Raw genomic sequence first — 17,486 nt, 5'->3', positions numbered from 1 at the left:
AGCGAATGCCCATTAACCAAACAAATAGATTTCCTGTGGTAGAATCAGCGACTTTTTAAATATTGCGCACAATAAGGCCAGTTATGCTTCAAACGTTTCTCGGAAAAATTTTCGGTACCAAAAACGATCGTGAAATCAAAAAATATCTCAGGAAAGTAGCCCGGATCAACGCCCTCGAAAGCCATTATGCCGCCATGAGCGATGAAGCGCTTCAAGAAGCGTTCAATGCTCTTAAAACGGCCGTCCGCAACGGCGAAAAAACGCTCGACGACGTTCTGGTCGATTCGTTCGCCATCACGCGCGAAGCAGGAAAACGGGTGCTGGGAATGCGCCATTTCGACGTTCAGCTGATCGGGGGAATGGTGCTGCACGAGGGGCGTATCGCCGAGATGAAAACAGGGGAAGGAAAAACGCTTGTCGCAACGTTGCCGGTTGTCCTCAATGCGATGAACGGTCTCGGCGTCCACGTCGTGACCGTGAACGATTACCTCGCGGAGCGCGACGGAACGCAGATGTCGGCTCTTTACGCTTTCTTGGGGTATACGACGGGGATCATACTGGAGGGGGGATACAACCCCGCGGACAAACGGTTCCAGTACGGGTGCGACATTACTTACGGTACAAACAACGAGTTCGGGTTCGATTACCTCCGCGACAACATGACCTATTCGCGCGAGCACATGGTACAGAGGGGACACGAATTCGTCATCGTCGACGAGGTTGATTCGATTCTTATCGACGAAGCACGTACACCGCTCATTATTTCCGGCCCTACCAACCGCGCGCTTGAGAACTATACCCGTGCCGACGCGGTAGCCAAAGCGCTGGTGCGCGACGAGCATTTTACGGTGGATGAAAAAGACCGCCTCGTCCTCATCACCGAAGAGGGGATCGCCCGTGCTGAAGAGCTTTTCGGCGTTGATAACCTTTACAGCATCGAAAACTCAGGGCTCTCGCATTACCTCGACCAGTCGCTCAAAGCCAACTACATCTTTGAACGCGACGTCGATTACGTCGTTCGTGACAACCAGGTCGTCATCGTCGACGAATTTACTGGACGCCTGAGTGAAGGGCGTCGTTACTCCGAGGGGCTTCATCAGGCACTCGAAGCCAAAGAGGGGGTCGTCATCAAGGAAGAGACCCAGACGCTCGCCGACATCACCTACCAGAACTATTTCCGTATGTACAAAAAAATCGGGGGGATGACCGGTACGGCACAGACCGAGGCTACCGAATTCGCCCAGATTTACAGCCTCGACGTCATCTCGATTCCGACAAACGTGCCGGTAATGCGTAAAGACCTGAATGACCTGATTTACAAAACCGAAAGTGAAAAATTCGCCGCCGTTATCGCCAAAGTCAAAGAGCTGCACGCCAAAGGGCAGCCGATCCTGATCGGGACGGCATCGATCGAAAAATCCGAAAAGCTTCATCAGCTGATTAAAGCCGAGAAAATCCCCCACACCGTACTGAACGCGAAAAATCACGCGCAGGAAGGGGAAATCATCAAACACGCGGGCGAAAAAGGGGCGGTTACGATCGCGACAAATATGGCCGGACGCGGGGTCGACATCAAAATCGACGACGAGATCAAAGCGCTTGGGGGCCTCTACATCATCGGTACCGAACGGCACGAAAACCGCCGTATCGATAACCAGTTGCGCGGCCGTGCGGGACGCCAGGGGGATCCGGGGACGTCGCAGTTTTACCTGAGCCTCGAAGACAACCTCCTGCGGATTTTCGGTTCGGATAAAATCAAAGCGATCATGGAACGTCTCGGAGTCGAAGACGGCGAATACATCGAATCGACGATGGTGACCCGTGCGGTGGAAAAAGCGCAGAAAAAAGTCGAGAACATGCACTTCGAAGGGCGTAAACACATCGTCGAATACGACGACGTCGCGAACGAACAGCGCAAAATCGTCTACCGTTTCCGCGGCGAGCTTCTTGATCCCGAATACAACATCGGCGACAAAATCGAAGCCAACCGTGCCGAATACATCGACCGTACGCTTTCATACTGCGGAATTTTCCCCGGAATTCCCGAAGAAGAGGTCGACCTTGAACGCTTCTTGATGACACTTAAAGAAGAGCTCAACACGGAGCTCGATGTATCCTCGTTCGCGGAGAAAAATCCCGAGTCGATCCGTGAGACGGCATTGCGGCTTTTGAGCGACGAATACAACGAAAAAATGTCGGTTGTCGATGCCAAAGTGCGCAGTGAGATCGAACGTGAAATCTATCTCAAAACCCTCGATACCGCGTGGCGTGAACATCTCTATCAGATGGACAGCATGAAAACGGGTATCCGTCTGCGGGCCTACAACCAAAAAGACCCGCTGGTGGAGTATAAAAAAGAGAGTTTCAACCTGTTCAGCGAACTGGTCGAGACGATCAAATACGATACGGTCAAAACGCTTCACGTGGTCCGCTTCAAAGTCGAAACGGCCGAAGAAGAAGCCGAAGCGCTCGCCCGTGCCATGGAACTCGAAAAACGCCAGGAAGAGATGCGTATGGCGCTGAACCAGACCAAGCACGAACGGGAAGAGAAAAAGATCGCGCGCAATGACGACTGTCCGTGCGGCAGCGGCCTTAAATACAAAAACTGCTGCGGCAAAAGCGGTCCGAAAAAAGGGGTATTTGCCTCTTGAGTATCGTCTCCTATCTCGTCAAGCGGTTTTTGCGCTTCGATAAAGAGCAGCCTTTCATCTTCCTCTCGGCCCTGCTGGCCTTTTCGGGGATTGCGCTGGGGGTGATGGTCCTCATTATCGCGATGGCCCTCATGAACGGGTTCGACAACGAGTTCAAGAAAAAACTCACCGTCATGAACTATCCCCTCACCATCCAGTCCAAATTCTTCGGCAGCGTCGATGCCCAGCTCGTCGATAACCTGCGTACGCAGTTCCCTGACCTTGCTTTCAGCCCTTATGTCACTTCCGCCGTGTTATCGCGCAGCGGTGACCAGATGGAGGGGGGATACCTCTTCGGCGTCGATTTCGCACAGGAGGCGAAAGTCAACCGTATTCTTGCCGAGGGGCTCAAACATCGCGTTCCCGGCGAATTCGAAGTGATGATCGGCAAGACCCTCAAAGAGCAGTTCATGCTCGCCGAAGGGGATAAACTCACCTATATCTTTACACAGATGGAACCCGGCGGACTGGCGTTGACGCCGAAAATCAAACGGTTCGAAAACGTCACGACGTTCGATTCGGGACTCAGCGCGTACGATAAGGGATTTTCGTATACGACGCTTTCGTCGCTTCAAAAGGTGCTCGGAGTTCCCGAAAATCTCTACGACGGGATCCACGTCCATTCCGAGAATCCCGAAGCGGACATCATCCGCATCGCCGCAGCTCTTCCTGAAACGGTCGCGGTTCGCGGTTGGTGGGAAGACAACGGCAACTTTTTTGCCGCCCTGGAAATGGAAAAAACGGCCCTGTTTATCGTGCTGATGCTTATCATCCTCATCGCGGCGATCAACATCATCTCGTCGCTTCTGATGACGGTGATGAACCGGCGCAGCGAGATCGCGCTCTTGATCTCACTCGGGGCATCCAAACAAGAGGTCAAGAGGGTATTCTTGATCCTCGGGATCGTGATCGGCGCGCTGGGTATTCTGACGGGGACGATTCTGGGCTTTTTGGGGATGTGGATACTCGGAACGTTCGAGATCATCTCGCTGCCTGCAGACGTCTATCCCACCTCGACCCTGCCGCTTGATCTCAGTGTGATCGATTTCTTCTCGATCATCATCGGCGCGTTCGTGATCGTTTTGCTTTCGTCGTGGTATCCGGCGAAAAAAGCGAGCGAGGTCGACGTTCTAACGGTCCTTCGGAACGAATAAAACCTACTTTTTCTTGTCGTCGTCGAGCATCCATAAAAACGGGTAGACCAGCGTCCGTTTGAGGATGTTGAACGGCGCGGTCACGATCTCCTTGGCAATCGCCGTTTCGATCTTGGGGTCTTCGAGACTTCCGCTGAGCGTCAGAGTGGTCGACACCGAGCCGTCGTCTCCGAGCAGAATGTACCCGACCATCGGCACTTTCCCCAGTTTTGATCCCAGATCCGTTTTCAGCGTCAACGCCCCCTCAATCGTGTTCGTGTTCAGATCGGCTTTTCCTTCGCCGAGAATTTTCATTTCGGGTGAGTTGAGGGTAAAGTTATCGACTTTCAGTACCCCCTTGCGGTAATTGAAATGGGCGTAGCCCTCTTTGACGGGGAGTCCTTTACTGTGGTAATTCGGCAACGAAAACGTCGCCAATGAAGGGACCGTGTTGACAAACGCAAGAACGTTGTTGAGGACTTTGTAGTCTTTGAGCACGGTATTCTCAACCCGCATCAGGCCGTCAAATGCTTCGGCCGTCCCCTTGGCTTCAAACGAAAAAGAGCCGCCGTCGAAATCGCTGAGGGCGAAGAGGTGCTTCATAAAAGTGTCGTTGAACCCTTTTCCTTCGATCAGAAAAGCTCCTTCCCGGATCTGAAGCGATGCCAGACCCGATTCGTGGCCGAGCGATGCTTCGAATCCGTTTTCATCCATCGTCGCATCCAGCGTGTCGGCGACGATCTTGCGCCCTTTCATCAGATACAGGTAGGTGTGGGTCGCATGGATACGTACCGGAGCGGTTTGGCTCTTTGCGTCGCCGGTCCCCTCGCTATCGGTGAACGCCGAGAGGAATTTGAACAGTGCGGGGACGTTGATCCCCGCGTTGTTGGCTCGGACGTACGTACGCTCTTGGGTATGGTTGATCACGAGACGGTCGCTGACGCGGATGGAAGAATCGCCGTCTTTGTACGAGCCGCTGAAGCGGTAGTGCGAGAGCGGAACGTCGTTTACGAGTACGAGCGGGTAGGGGTATCGGATCGAACCGCTAAAGCGGTACTGGGAACGCTCTCCGGTGTAATAAAGCTGAAGGTTGCCGTTATGAATATGATAGCGGCGCAAGAGCGGGGAGCGGCGCGAGAGGCGCGATATGTCGTCCAGCGAGACCTGCCATCCCTCCGGAATAGTGGTGAAACGCGCTTTGAGAGCCGGAACTTCCATGAGCAGCTCATCGCCACCGGCATTGACGAACAGCTCCACCGATTCCTCAGGACTGATGAAGGGGGTTAGTTTCGGGTTGAGCGGGAGGGCTCGATGGAGTTTAAGCGATCCTTTTTTGTTCAGGGTGTGATACGATCCTGAAAGGGTCGCCTTAAACCAGTCTCCCTCGACCGTTTCGATCTCGTTGAAGGTTAACTGGTCGTGTTTCCATACCGCGTTAAAAGCCGAAACAAGTATCGGCAGACGGTTGATTGACCAGGACGAAGGGGCAGCAGAGGAGAGTTTCAGCGTACTGCCGTCGTAATCGGCCGAGATGACGAAGGGCTTGTGCACCAGCAGCGCACCGTGAAGGTTCAAATCGTCGATTTGTAATCTTATCCCCGTTCGCTCTTTGGCGCCGTCGAATCGGGCCGTAACGCTTCCCTTGAGTTTACCGGGTACCTGAAACGGCAACGGTGCGAGAGCAAGGCGCATATTGGCATAGTCAAACGGTGCGCGGAAACCCGAAACCAGGAGCGTTTCGCCGAAGAGGTTCCATGTGGAGGGATGTACGTCGATCGAGTCGCCCGAGGGTGCGATACGATAGTCAACACGCAGAGGCTTGGTGGAATCGGCAAGTCGCAGATAACCGTCGTTCCCCAGCGGCGACACCCGGTAGGCTTCGATCGAGACATTCCCTTCCTCGCGGTCGGCGTCATAGACCCCGCTGACGCGCGCATGGGCGGTGTTGTCTCCGTATAGGGCATTGAAGCGCTCGAAACGGACCTTGGTCGTATCGAGCCGGACGATTCCGCCCGTCGTGCGCAGGCGGGTGCCGCCCAGCTGAAGTTCCGAAGCGGTAGGAATAAAGGTTCCTCGGGCGGTAGTGTCGAGGGTGTGCAGATCGATATTGAGAGCGAGGTCGACGGCACACTCTCCCGCGAGCTGTTTGATGGGAAGATCGATCTCATAAAAGCGCAGCAGGTTGAGGATCGGATCGCCCAGTTTCGCACGGTCGGTTTTGATCAGTGCGTTCAACGTCGTATTCGGGGTCGTAAAATCGATCCACAACCGGCTTTTTTGCGTCGGCATGGTGTAGAAGCTCCCCTGCAGCGGAACGATATGCAGTTTGCCGTGTTCGAACGCGAGGCGTATGGTGGGGGCTTTGATCGGTTCAAACCCTTGAGCGAAGGTGTATTCACCATCATAAAGGGTTGCACGGGCACGCAGAGATCTCACGAGGTCGCCCGGTTCATCGTAGCGGAAGTTTCCTTCCAGCGCATGGAGGCGGATTGAAGAGGCTTTAGCGTAGTCGGCGATCCACGGGGCTACTTCGGGATCGATACCGAAAAAAGCGACGAGGGGACGGAGCGTATGCAGCGGGGCATCCGCCGCAGCTCTGAACCGAAGTGTCTTCGAGTCGCCGTGTGCATTCAGAGCGATCGCGGGCGTTTGGGGAAGGGCGAGTCGCATCTGCGCATTCAGAAGCTGTCGGGGCAGATCGATGGCCAGAGAAAAGGAGACGTTCGCGTCACCCATGGAACATTCCGGCAGCGCGAGGCGGAAACGACGTTCGTCGAGACGAAAATTCCCCCTGCACGATGCCCCGCCGTTTTTGAAGACGACGGTACCGACCCTGTCGCGGTCATAGCGCAGGGATGCGCTTAGTCGGTTGTAGCGTATCTCATCGATTTGGATCGATTCCACCCAGTCGTTCCCCCACCGCACGATACGCGGAAGACGTTCGAGAGGTTTGAGGGTAAGGGGCTCTCCGTCGCCGCGGTATCCGCTAAGGTCGACACGGGATGCTTTGATAAGGAGGGCATTGTTCCATTTGAGATATAATTTCTCGATTTTTACCCCTCCCAGCGTGAGGCGGTCGATCCCAAATCCCTCCAGTAAAGCGATAAACGTGAAAAAGCCGAGAAAAAAGAGCGTAAAGAAGAAAAGAACAATTCTCTTGTGGATAGTGGGGATCACTTTTGTGATAATCGCGTCTTTCATGAGCTACCTGTTCTCTACTGTCACATCCCCCAAAATCGTCTATATTCCGAAAGGTTCCGTATTTAAAAGTATATCACACCTCCAAAACGAGGGGGTCAACGTCTATAAATTCGATGCGTTTATCCTCCGACTGCTCGGACATCCCCAGCAGGGATGGATCGATCTTAAAGAGGAGAAAATGAGCCGTATCACCTATCTGCACCGTCTCACGACCGCTAAAGCCGCCACGCGCCAGATTACGTTGATCCCGGGGGAGACAACCGAAATTTTCCTTTCCCAGCTCGCAGAGGAACTCTCGCTGGACAAAAAAGCGCTTATCGAGGCTTATGAACGTCATGCCCCCTATAAAGAGGGAAATTTTGTCCCTGAAACCTACAGTATCCCGAACGAAATCGACGAGGAGCGGCTGATTCTTCATCTGCTCGGCGAATCCGAAAAGACGATGAAAGCATGGGCAGAGCATTACAATATAGCATATTCGCGGGATAAATGGTTACCTATAGTAACAAAAGCCTCGGTAATCCAAAAAGAAGCCTCTTCTTTGGCTGATATGCCTTATGTGAGCTCCGTTATTGATAACCGGATAAAAAAAGGGATGCGTTTGCAGATGGACGGCACGCTCAATTACGGAGAATTTTCGCACCAAAAAGTAACCGCACGCAGAATCAGAACTGACAGAACTCCCTATAATACGTATAAAAACAAAGGTCTCCCCCGGTACCCGGTATGCAACGTATCACGTGAGGCAATCGAGGCAGCACTGCGTCCGGCACAGACGGATTACCTCTATTTCGTCCGTGGCAAAGACGGGGAGCATGTTTATAGTAGTTACTTTTCTACACATAGGCAAAACATAGTAAATGCTACAAAATGAAACATTTTTTAAACTTTTTGGCCTTGGGGGAGTTACAAAACGTCAAATCCGCGCAGTAAGTGTTATGATGCTCGTATAAAAATACAAACAGGAGAACCCGATGGCAAAAATCATTTGGTCAAAAATCGATGAAGCCCCGGCTTTGGCAACCTATTCATTCTTCCCGATTGCATCTAAATTTTGTGCAGCGGGCGGCGTTGAACTGGAGCAGAGTGACATTTCACTTGCTGGGCGTGTTCTTTCAGCAATGGGTCTTGCTGAAGACGAGCTTTCAAAACTGGGTGAGCTTTGTGTCAAGCCTGAAGGTAACATCATCAAGCTTCCGAATATTTCAGCATCAGTAGGACAGCTCAAAGATTGTATCGCCGAGCTTCAGTCTCAGGGGTACGATATTCCCAACTATCCTGAAAACCCTGCGAACGATGCCGAAAAAGAGATTCAGGCGAAATACGCGACATGTCTTGGTTCAGCGGTTAACCCGGTTCTTCGTGAAGGTAACTCGGATCGTCGTGCGGCGAAAGCGGTTAAAAACTTCGCTCAGAAAAACCCGCACAAATTGCGCGCTTACTCTGAGAATTCTAAAGCGGCCGTCATGCACATGGGTGGAAAAGGGGATTTCTACGGTAACGAGAAATCGGTTACGATGGACAAAGCCCAAAAAGTAACGATCGCCCTTAACGGTAAAGAGCTCAAAACGATCGATGCTATGGAAGGCGAAGTCCTTGACGGTACCTTCATGTCGGTCAAAGCACTGCGTGCGTTCTATAAAGCGTCTATCGAAGAGGCTAAAAAGAAAGGTGTCATCTGGTCGCTGCACCTTAAAGCGACGATGATGAAAATCTCTGACCCGATCATGTTCGGTCACGCGTTTGAGATCTTCTTTGAAGACGTATTCGCGAAATACGCTTCTACGTTCAAAGAAGTGGGCGTCAATCCGAACCTTGGTATGTCTGACCTTGAGAAAAAAATCAAAGGTCACCCTCTCGAAGCGGAGATTAAAGCGGCTTTCCAGGCAGTTGTCGATTCAGACGCTCCGAAAATCGCGATGGTTGACTCGGATAAAGGGACGACAAACTTCAACGCTCCGAACGATGTCATCATCGATGCTTCGATGCCGGTTGTCGTCCGTGAGGGCGGTAAGCAGTGGGATCGTACCGGTGCGGCGCTTGAAACGCTGGCGGTTATCCCTGATTCAACGTATGCGATGTTCCACGCCGAGATGGTCGCAGACTGTGTTAAAAACGGCCAGTACGATGTCGCAACCATGGGTACGATGCAAAATATCGGTCTGATGGCTCAAAAAGCGGAAGAATACGGTTCGCACCCGACAACGTTCGAACTCCCCGAAGCAGGTAAAGTAACCGTGACTGCGGCTGACGGCACCGAGCTCATGAGCTTCGAGTGTGAAGCGGGTGATATCTGGCGTATGTCCCGTGCAAAAGACATCCCGATCAAAGACTGGATCCGTCTTGCGTTCGAACGCGGCCAGATCGAGAAAATCCCGGTTGTATTCTGGTTGGATGAAAACCGTGCACACGATGCACAGATGATTGCCAAAGTGAAAAAATACATGCCGGAATTCAACACCGAAGGTCTTGAGATTCACATCCTCGACATCACGGCGGCAACACGTTTCACCAATGAGCGTATCCGTAAAGGTCTGAACACGATCGCGGTAACGGGTAACGTTCTTCGTGACCACCTGACCGACATGTATCCGATCCTTGAGCTGGGAACATCTGCTAAAATGCTTTCAATCGTTCCATTGCTCGCAGGCGGCGGATTGTTTGAAACGGGTGCGGGCGGATCGGCTCCGAAACACGTAGAGCAGTTCCTGAAAGAAGGGCACCTCCGTTGGGATTCACTCGGTGAGTTCCTGGCGTTGGCCGAATCACTCCGTATGATCGAGCAAAAAAACCCGAATGCGGAACTGGCTGCCGTCACTGCGGCTCTTGACGTTGCCAACCAGGCTTACCTGGACAACAACAAAGCCCCGGGACGTAAAGCGGGTGAGCCTGACAACAAAGCGTCTCACTTCTACGTGGCGCAATACTGGGCGCGTGCGCTTGCCAACAGCAACAACGCCGCACTGGCGGCTAAATTCGCTCCGGTAGCCGACGCGTTGGAAGCGAACGAAGCAAAAATCATGGAAGAGCTGATGGCAGCATCCGGCAAACCGCAGGATATCGGCGGTTACTTCCACCCGAACGATGCGAAAGCGGAAGCAGCAATGCGTCCGTCTAAAACGCTCAACGCTATCATCGACGCGATCTGATTTGCTGCCAGAGGGCAGATTTCGGAACCGCGCTCACGGAGAGGCGTTCTCTCCGCTTATTCGATAGCATTTTCCGGCTTTTGCCGGGAATCGTTTTTTATCTGGGGAGAGAGTTCTCTTTAGATAAAAGACGATAAAACGTCTTTCATTGTTCCCTTGACCGGTATGCTTCCGAGTACTTTCGACAGTCGAAAGTAGTGATGAGTATATTGTGGAACCGGAACGATGCTGATATGACACAAGGAGTACTATTATGGTAAAAGGTAAACGTGTCGGAATCGTAGGAGCGGGTAACGTCGGTTCCACCATCGCTTATTCGCTCGCTATGCTCGGCTCTTGCCACGAGATCATCTTGCGTGACAACAAAATTGAAATCGCGAAAGGGAAGGCTCTGGACATGTCCCAGGCCGCCGCTGCGGTCCGCAGCCACTCGGTAGTCAGTGTCGCCGAGTCGATGGCCGATCTGACCGACTGCGACGTCGTTGTCATTACGGCGGGCAGTCCCCGTCTTCCGGGGATGAGCCGCGACGATCTTCTGATGATCAACGCCAAAGTGACCCGCGAAGTGATCGAAGGGGTCGCCAAATATTCTCCGAACGCCATCGTAATCATGGTTTCCAACCCGCTGGATGCGATGACCTACGTCGCCCTCAAAGACAGCGGCTTCGACCGTAACCGCGTCATTGGTATGGCGGGTGTACTCGACAGCGCCCGTATGGCGGCATTTATCCATGAGAAACTCGGATACGGCGGCGGACAGATCCGTGCGTCGGTCATGGGCGGTCACGGGGACGACATGGTTCCGCTTCCCCGTTATTCGACGGTTGCGGGCGTGCCCCTCTCGGACGTTCTGAGCAAAGAGGAGATCGAGGAGATCGTTCAGCGCACCCGTAAAGGGGGTGCGGAGATCGTAGCCCTTCTACAGACGGGATCGGCATACTATGCGCCGGCAAAAGCGACCGCTATCATGGTCGAGGCGATTCTTAAAGATACCAAGCAGATCCATCCGTGTGCGGTTTACCTTGAAGGCGAATACGGCTATCACGACGTCGTCAGCGGCGTTCCCGTAATGCTCGGGGCCAACGGTGCGGAAAAGATCATCGAAGTGACTCTCAACGATGCGGAAAAAGAGATGTTCGCCCGTTCGTGCGCATCGGTACAGTCGCTGATCGACACGCTCAATGCCAATAAATTTTTTGAAGGAGCCAAATAATGAGTTTTCGCATCGAAAAAGATACGATGGGTGAAGTTCGCGTACCGAACGACACTTACTGGGGAGCGCAGACACAGCGTTCGCTCGAAAATTTCCAGATCGGCGAAGAGAAAATGCCCTACGAGATTACCCGGGCCTTTTCGTTTTTGAAGAAAGCGGTTGCCCTTGTTAACTGCGATCTCGGGATGCTTTCGAAAGAAAAAGCCGATGCGATTGCTCAGGCGGCCGATGAAATGCTTGCGGGAAAACTCGACGCTCATTATCCTCTTGTGGTATGGCAGACGGGATCGGGTACGCAGTCGAACATGAACAACAATGAAGTTCTGGCGGCACGTGCGACCGAGATTCTCGGCGGCGATTTCCGTACCCAGAAACTGGTTCACCCAAACGACGACGTCAACAAGTCACAAAGTTCGAACGATACCTATCCGACGGCGCTGCACGTAGCGGCGGTCATCGCGGTCGAGACGCGCCTGCTGCCGGCGATCGATCATCTGCGTAAAACGCTTATCGCCAAATCAGAGGCGTTCAACGACATCGTCAAGATCGGGCGCACGCATCTACAGGACGCGACCCCGTTGACACTGGGTCAGGAAATCAGCGGCTGGGTTGAAATGCTCAACAAATGCGAAAAAATGGCCAAGGACTCTCTCGAATCGGTCCGCGAACTTGCCCTCGGCGGTACGGCGGTCGGTACGGGACTCAACGCCCATCCCGAACTCGGGACACGCGTTGCGGCGAAACTGACCGAACTCACGGGACATAAATTTGTTACGGCTCCGAACAAATTCCACGCCCTCACCAGCCACGATGCGCTGGTTTATGCCCACGGTGCTCTCAAAGCGCTCGCGGCGGATATGATGAAAATCGCTAACGACGTACGCTGGCTCGCTTCGGGTCCGCGCTGCGGCATCGGGGAGATCACGATTCCCGAGAACGAGCCGGGTTCGTCGATCATGCCGGGTAAAGTAAACCCGACTCAAAGCGAAGCGGTTACGATGGTCGCCTGCCAGGTGATGGGGAACGATGCGTGCATCGGTTTCGCCGCCAGCCAGGGGAATTTCGAACTAAACGTATTCAAACCGGTCATCGCGTACAACTTTTTGCAGTCGGTACGCCTTCTGGCCGATTCGATCGTGTCGTTCAACGACAACTGCGCGATCGGCATCGAGCCGGTACGTGAGCAGATCGATGCGTATCTGAACAACTCGCTGATGCTCGTCACGGCGCTCAACCCGTACATCGGGTACGAAAATGCGGCGAAAATCGCCAAAACGGCCCACAAAGAAAATTCCACGCTCAAAGAGACGGCGATAAAACTCGGCCTTCTCACGGCGGAAGAGTTTGATAAATACGTCGTCCCCGAAGAGATGACAAAACCAATAGCGTAAATCTAAACAGGAGGAATCGGATGAATATTCACGAATATCAGGCAAAAGAACTATTCAAAAAATACAACGTGCCCACCCCGCGCGGGCACATCGCTTTCACACCGGATGAAGCGGTCAAAGCGGCCCAGGAACTGGGCGGCAACATTTGGGTTGTCAAAGCGCAGATCCATGCCGGCGGACGCGGTCTCGGCGGCGGTGTCAAGCTGGCAAAGTCGACATCCGAAGTGCGTGATCTGGCCAGCCAGATCCTCGGGATGACTCTTGTGACCCACCAAACGGGTCCTGAGGGGAAGTTGGTTCAGAAAGTCTACATCGAAGAGGGTGCGGACATCAAAAAAGAGTACTACCTCGGTATGGTACTAGACCGTGCGTCGGAAATGCCGATCATGATGGCTTCGACCGAGGGCGGTATGGAGATCGAAGAGGTTGCTCACAAATCTCCCGAGAAAATCATCAAAGTAGCTATCGATCCGTTGACGGGTTTCCAAAGCTTTCACGGACGCAAACTGGCGTTCGGGCTTGGGCTGCCGGTTGAAGAGATCAATACGTTCATCAAATTTGCATCCGCCCTGTACAAAGTGTACATGGACCACGATGCGGAGATGATCGAGATCAACCCGCTGATCAAAACGGGTGACGGGCGCTTCCTCGCGCTGGATGCGAAAATGGGCTTTGACAACAATGCCCTCTACCGCCAGAGCCAGGTTAACGAAATGCGTGACCTCTCCGAAGAAGAGCCGACCGAGATCGAAGCAGGCAAATACGGCCTGAGCTACATCAAACTCGACGGCGACGTCGGATGTATGGTTAACGGTGCCGGTCTTGCGATGGGTACGATGGATACGATCAACTACGAGGGCGGCAAACCTGCCAACTTCCTCGACGTGGGCGGCGGAGCGTCTGCCGAGACGGTTGCCAAAGGCTTTGAGATCATCCTCAAAGACCCGAACGTCAAAGCGATTTTCGTCAACATCTTCGGCGGTATTGTCCGTTGTGACCGTGTCGCGAACGGTATCCTCGAAGCGACCAAGCTGACCAAGGTCGACGTACCGGTCATCGTCCGTCTGGACGGAACCAACGCCGAAGAGGCAGCCGATATTCTCAACAACGCCGGAATCTCGAACATCGTCGCGGCAACGGACCTTGCCGACGGTGCGCGTAAAGCCGTAGCAGCAGCGAAAGGAGCTTAATTTATGTCAATTTTGGTCAATAAAGATACAAAAGTAATCGTACAGGGTTTCACCGGTAAGGAAGGAAGCTTCCACGCCGAGCAGTGTATGGCCTACGGAACCAAAATCGTCGGTGGGGTCACTCCGGGCAAAGGGGGCCAGCACCACCTCGGTCAGCCGGTTTTCAATACCGTTGACGAAGCTGTCCGCGCCACCGGCGCAACCGTTTCGATGATCTTCGTTCCGCCCGCTTTCGTCGCCGATGCGGTCATGGAAGCCGCCGATGCCGGAATCGAATTGGCCGTCATCATCACCGAAGGGGCACCCGTTAAAGACATGATGTACGCTAAAGCGTACGCCGTGAAGAAAAACATGATGACCATCGGGCCCAACTGCCCGGGTATCATCACAGCCGACGAGTGCAAAATCGGGATTATGCCGGGCTTCATCTTCAAAAAAGGGAACGTCGGTCTGATCTCCAAATCAGGTACGTTGACGTATGAGTCGGCCAACCAGGTTGTCAAAGAGGGATTCGGTATCACGACTGCAGTCGGTATCGGCGGAGACCCGATTATCGGTCTTAGCTACAAACAGCTTCTTCCGATGTTCGAAGCCGATCCCGAGACCAAAGCGATCGTCATGATCGGCGAAATCGGCGGAGACCTGGAAATCCAGGCGGCTGAGTTCATCAAACAGCACATCACCAAGCCTGTCGTCGCGTTCATCGCGGGCCAGACGGCTCCTAAAGGCAAACGTATGGGGCACGCCGGAGCAATCATCTCCGGAAGTGCCGGTACGGCGCAGGAAAAAATGGCAGCCCTCGAAGCCGCAGGCGTCAAAGTCGTCGTCTCTCCGGCCGACATCGGCAAAGCCGTTGCGGAAGTAATGGGGAAGTAACGATGAAACAGGTCTTCGAGGTAGCCAATATTCGTTGCGGCGGCTGCGCCAACACGATTACGAAAGCACTCGAAGAAGCCGGATTCATTGGGGTCGAAGTCGACCTTTCGTGCGAGCCTCGCAAAGTAACAGCCGACATCGCTGACGAGGCGCAATTAGCACATTTTAAGGCAATATTAAGAAGCCTCGGCTATCCTCTGTCCCATGAGGCAAGAGGATTTACGGAAGACACGATTCTCAAAGCGAAAAGCTTTGTTTCGTGTGCCGTCGGTAAGATAAATTAGTTTAACTCAATCAAGGAGAAGGAATGTCAATAATTAAAGCGCCAGAAAACACTCCGGTGTGGGTCGATGAAGCACGATGTAAAGCGTGTGATATCTGTGTATCGGTTTGTCCGGCAGGGGTTTTGGCAATGAGACTCGAACCTACGTCGACATTGGGAGCAATGATTGAGATCGTAGCGGCGGATGCCTGTATCGGATGTAACGACTGCGAATTGAATTGCCCTGACTTTGCTATCTTCGTAGCGGATAAATCCGAGTACAAGTTTGCAAAACTTTCGGATCAGGCAAAAGAGAGAGCTGAAGCTATCAAGAAAAACAAATACATGAAGCTTAGCGCTTAAAGGGGGAAACATATGGAATTGAGAGAAGTAATTTCAACCGGAAACGATTTGGCGGCTGAAGCAGCGGTAGATGCGGGATGTATGTTTTTCGGAGGGTATCCGATTACACCGTCATCCGAAGTTATGCACACCATCTCTGATCTGCTTCCGGCAGTCGGCGGTGTCGCGATTCAAATGGAAGACGAAATCGCCGGTGTTGCCTGTGCGGTAGGTGCAGGTATGGCCGGTCACAGAACTATGACCGCTACTTCAGGTCCCGGTATCTCTTTGAAAGCGGAAAACCTCGGACTTGCGCAAATGGCGGAAGTTCCGTTGGTCGTTGTTAACGTAATGCGTGGCGGTCCTTCAACCGGTCTGCCGACCCGTGTATCCCAGGGGGACGTTCGCCAGGCGAAAAACCCTTCACACGGTGACTATCGTTCAATCACCCTTTGTGCGGGTAACCTCGCGGAGTGTTATACTGAGACGGTTCGTGCGTTCAACCTCGCAGACCGTTTCATGCAGCCGGTATTCGTTCTCTTGGACGAGACTATCGGACACATGCACGGTAAAGCGATGATTCCGACGGTCGAAGAGGTCAAAAAAGGGATTGTTCCGCGTAAAAAATTCACCGGGGCACCTGAAGATTACCGCCCTTACGGTGTAGGTCCGGATGAGCCTGCGGTACTTAACCCGATGTTCCAGGGGTATCGTTACCACTTCACGGGTCTCCACCACGATGCGAAAGGGTTTCCGACCGAAGAGATCGAAACCTGCCGCAAACTGATCCAGCGCCTTGAAGACAAAGTCATGATGCACACCGACGAACTTGAGTACAATGAAGAGTTCATGTGTGACGATCTTGAAGAAAACGACGTATTGATCATCGCGTACGGTTCGGTTTCACTCGCGGCTAAAGAGGCGATCCGTCACCTCCGCGCAGCAGGTATCAAAGCCGGTCTTTTCCGCCCGATCACGTTGTGGCCAAGCCCGGCAAAACGGATCAGACATTTCACCGACAAAGTGAAAAACGTATTGTGTGTTGAACTCAACATCCGCCAATACACCGAAGAAGTAGAGCGTGTTTCAAGCCGTCTTGATATCCACGGTTTGTACAAAGTTAACGGACGGGCGATTTCTCCGTACGAGATCGTTAATAAAGTGAAGGAGATCATCTAACATGGCTTTCAATTACGACCAATATTTACGTTTAGAAAAAATGCCGACACTTTGGTGTTGGGGATGTGGTGACGGTGTTATCCTCAAAGCCGTTATTCGTGCAATCGAAACCTGCGGTTGGAAACAAGACGACGTCTGTGTCGTTTCAGGGATCGGATGTTCGGGACGTTTCTCATCGTACGTTGATTTCAATACCGTTCACACGACGCACGGCCGTACCGTAGCGTTTGCGACGGGGATCAAACTGATGCACCCTGACAAACACGTCATCTGTGTCGCGGGGGACGGTGACGCGCTGGCGATCGGCGGTAACCACACGATTCACGGATGCCGCCGCAACATCGACATCAAATTCATCATGATCAACAACTTCATTTACGGGTTGACCAACTCGCAAACCTCTCCGACTACCCCTCAGGGTATGTGGACGGTGAGCCAGAAATCGGGGAACATCGACCCTACGTTCAACGCGTGTGACCTTGCAATCGCTGCAGGTGCTTCATTCGTAGCGCGCGAGACGATGCTTGATCCTAAAAAACTGGAAAAAGTACTGGTAAAAGGGTTCCAGCACCGCGGTTTCGCGTTCTTTGACGTTATGTCAAACTGCCACATCAACCTCGGGCGTAAAAATAAAATGCAAAGTGCGATGGAAAACCTCGAGTGGATCGACAGCATCACGACACCGCTCAAAAAATGGGAAGCACTCTCCGATGAAGAGAAACTGAACAAATTCCCGACGGGTATTTTGAAACACGACGAAAACGCTCGCGAATACTGCGATATGTACGAAGACGTCAAAGCATATCACCAAGGTAAACGCAAAGCGATTACCCAAGACGATTTCGCGAAGAAAATTTAAG

The 17,486-nt window shown here is 52.9% G+C and carries 13 protein-coding genes; 12 read left to right on the top strand and 1 reads right to left on the bottom strand.

All coding sequences use genetic code 11. From position 1 onward, the window contains the following. The first annotated feature begins 83 nt into the window (after positions 1–83). Together secA and E0765_RS03965 are read left to right on the top strand one after the other, a co-directional pair. Positions 84–2,651 carry a preprotein translocase subunit SecA gene (gene secA, locus E0765_RS03970; RefSeq protein WP_132811927.1) on the top strand — a complete coding sequence of 856 codons (2,568 nt, stop codon included), beginning with the start codon at positions 84–86 and terminating at the stop codon, positions 2,649–2,651. Continuing rightward, the gene (locus E0765_RS03965; RefSeq protein WP_132811926.1) at positions 2,648–3,844 is read left to right on the top strand and encodes an ABC transporter permease; all 1,197 of its coding nucleotides are present in this window, start codon (positions 2,648–2,650) and stop codon (positions 3,842–3,844) included. The genes secA and E0765_RS03965 overlap by 4 nt, the downstream gene beginning before the upstream one ends. Before the next feature lie 3 nt (positions 3,845–3,847). Here the strand turns inward: E0765_RS03965 and E0765_RS03960 are convergent, their stop codons facing one another. Continuing rightward, positions 3,848–7,024, bottom strand: a complete 3,177-nt coding sequence (locus E0765_RS03960) for an AsmA-like C-terminal domain-containing protein (RefSeq protein ID WP_132811925.1) — start codon at positions 7,022–7,024, stop codon at positions 3,848–3,850. Here E0765_RS03960 and mltG point away from each other — a divergent pair. From mltG to E0765_RS03910, 10 genes are all read left to right on the top strand, one after another. After that, positions 7,023–7,898, top strand: a complete 876-nt coding sequence (mltG, locus tag E0765_RS03955; protein ID WP_255417844.1) for an endolytic transglycosylase MltG — start codon at positions 7,023–7,025, stop codon at positions 7,896–7,898. The two genes, E0765_RS03960 and mltG, sit on opposite strands and share 2 nt — an antisense overlap. Positions 7,899–7,998: 100 nt before the next feature. Further along, entirely contained in the window at positions 7,999–10,173 is a 2,175-nt protein-coding gene (locus E0765_RS03950) for an NADP-dependent isocitrate dehydrogenase (RefSeq protein WP_132811923.1), read from the top strand. 253 nt (positions 10,174–10,426) lie between these two features. Continuing rightward, the gene (mdh, locus tag E0765_RS03945; protein ID WP_132811922.1) at positions 10,427–11,386 is read left to right on the top strand and encodes a malate dehydrogenase; all 960 of its coding nucleotides are present in this window, start codon (positions 10,427–10,429) and stop codon (positions 11,384–11,386) included. Continuing rightward, positions 11,386–12,777 carry a class II fumarate hydratase gene (gene fumC / locus E0765_RS03940; RefSeq protein ID WP_132811921.1) on the top strand — a complete coding sequence of 464 codons (1,392 nt, stop codon included), beginning with the start codon at positions 11,386–11,388 and terminating at the stop codon, positions 12,775–12,777. The genes mdh and fumC overlap by 1 nt, the downstream gene beginning before the upstream one ends. A 20-nt stretch (positions 12,778–12,797) precedes the next feature. Then, positions 12,798–13,967, top strand: a complete 1,170-nt coding sequence (sucC, locus tag E0765_RS03935; RefSeq protein ID WP_132811920.1) for an ADP-forming succinate--CoA ligase subunit beta — start codon at positions 12,798–12,800, stop codon at positions 13,965–13,967. Between the two features lie 3 nt (positions 13,968–13,970). Continuing rightward, a complete protein-coding gene (gene sucD / locus E0765_RS03930; RefSeq protein ID WP_132811919.1) occupies positions 13,971–14,843 on the top strand; it encodes a succinate--CoA ligase subunit alpha in 873 nt (290 codons plus the stop codon). Positions 14,844–14,845: 2 nt separating this feature from the next. Next, positions 14,846–15,127 carry a heavy-metal-associated domain-containing protein gene (locus E0765_RS03925; RefSeq protein ID WP_132811918.1) on the top strand — a complete coding sequence of 94 codons (282 nt, stop codon included), beginning with the start codon at positions 14,846–14,848 and terminating at the stop codon, positions 15,125–15,127. Between the two features lie 23 nt (positions 15,128–15,150). Then, positions 15,151–15,468 (top strand): 4Fe-4S binding protein, encoded by a 318-nt coding sequence (locus tag E0765_RS03920; protein ID WP_132811917.1) that lies wholly within the window; start codon positions 15,151–15,153, stop codon positions 15,466–15,468. A gap of 12 nt (positions 15,469–15,480) precedes the next feature. Continuing rightward, entirely contained in the window at positions 15,481–16,626 is a 1,146-nt protein-coding gene (locus E0765_RS03915; protein ID WP_132811916.1) for a 2-oxoglutarate synthase subunit alpha, read from the top strand. A gap of 1 nt (position 16,627) precedes the next feature. Continuing rightward, positions 16,628–17,485: a 2-oxoglutarate ferredoxin oxidoreductase subunit beta gene (locus E0765_RS03910; protein ID WP_132811915.1), complete on the top strand. Its 858-nt coding sequence runs from the start codon at positions 16,628–16,630 to the stop codon at positions 17,483–17,485. The last annotated feature ends 1 nt before the right edge of the window (position 17,486 follow it).

It is taken from the genome of Sulfuricurvum sp. IAE1, from assembly GCF_004347735.1.
GTDB lineage: Bacteria > Campylobacterota > Campylobacteria > Campylobacterales > Sulfurimonadaceae > Sulfuricurvum.
Note: the sequence above shows the minus strand (reverse complement) of the source record. Positions and strands in the feature narration are given on the sequence as shown.

Coding starts and splice junctions, on each gene's coding strand:
- E0765_RS03960 (WP_132811925.1), bottom strand. CDS start 7,024: ATGAAAGACGCGATTATCACAAAAGTGATCCCCACTATCCACAAGAGA.
- sucC (WP_132811920.1), top strand. CDS start 12,798: ATGAATATTCACGAATATCAGGCAAAAGAACTATTCAAAAAATACAAC.
- E0765_RS03950 (WP_132811923.1), top strand. CDS start 7,999: ATGGCAAAAATCATTTGGTCAAAAATCGATGAAGCCCCGGCTTTGGCA.
- E0765_RS03925 (WP_132811918.1), top strand. CDS start 14,846: ATGAAACAGGTCTTCGAGGTAGCCAATATTCGTTGCGGCGGCTGCGCC.
- fumC (WP_132811921.1), top strand. CDS start 11,386: ATGAGTTTTCGCATCGAAAAAGATACGATGGGTGAAGTTCGCGTACCG.
- secA (WP_132811927.1), top strand. CDS start 84: ATGCTTCAAACGTTTCTCGGAAAAATTTTCGGTACCAAAAACGATCGT.
- E0765_RS03915 (WP_132811916.1), top strand. CDS start 15,481: ATGGAATTGAGAGAAGTAATTTCAACCGGAAACGATTTGGCGGCTGAA.
- sucD (WP_132811919.1), top strand. CDS start 13,971: ATGTCAATTTTGGTCAATAAAGATACAAAAGTAATCGTACAGGGTTTC.
- mdh (WP_132811922.1), top strand. CDS start 10,427: ATGGTAAAAGGTAAACGTGTCGGAATCGTAGGAGCGGGTAACGTCGGT.
- E0765_RS03910 (WP_132811915.1), top strand. CDS start 16,628: ATGGCTTTCAATTACGACCAATATTTACGTTTAGAAAAAATGCCGACA.
- mltG (WP_255417844.1), top strand. CDS start 7,023: ATGAGCTACCTGTTCTCTACTGTCACATCCCCCAAAATCGTCTATATT.
- E0765_RS03920 (WP_132811917.1), top strand. CDS start 15,151: ATGTCAATAATTAAAGCGCCAGAAAACACTCCGGTGTGGGTCGATGAA.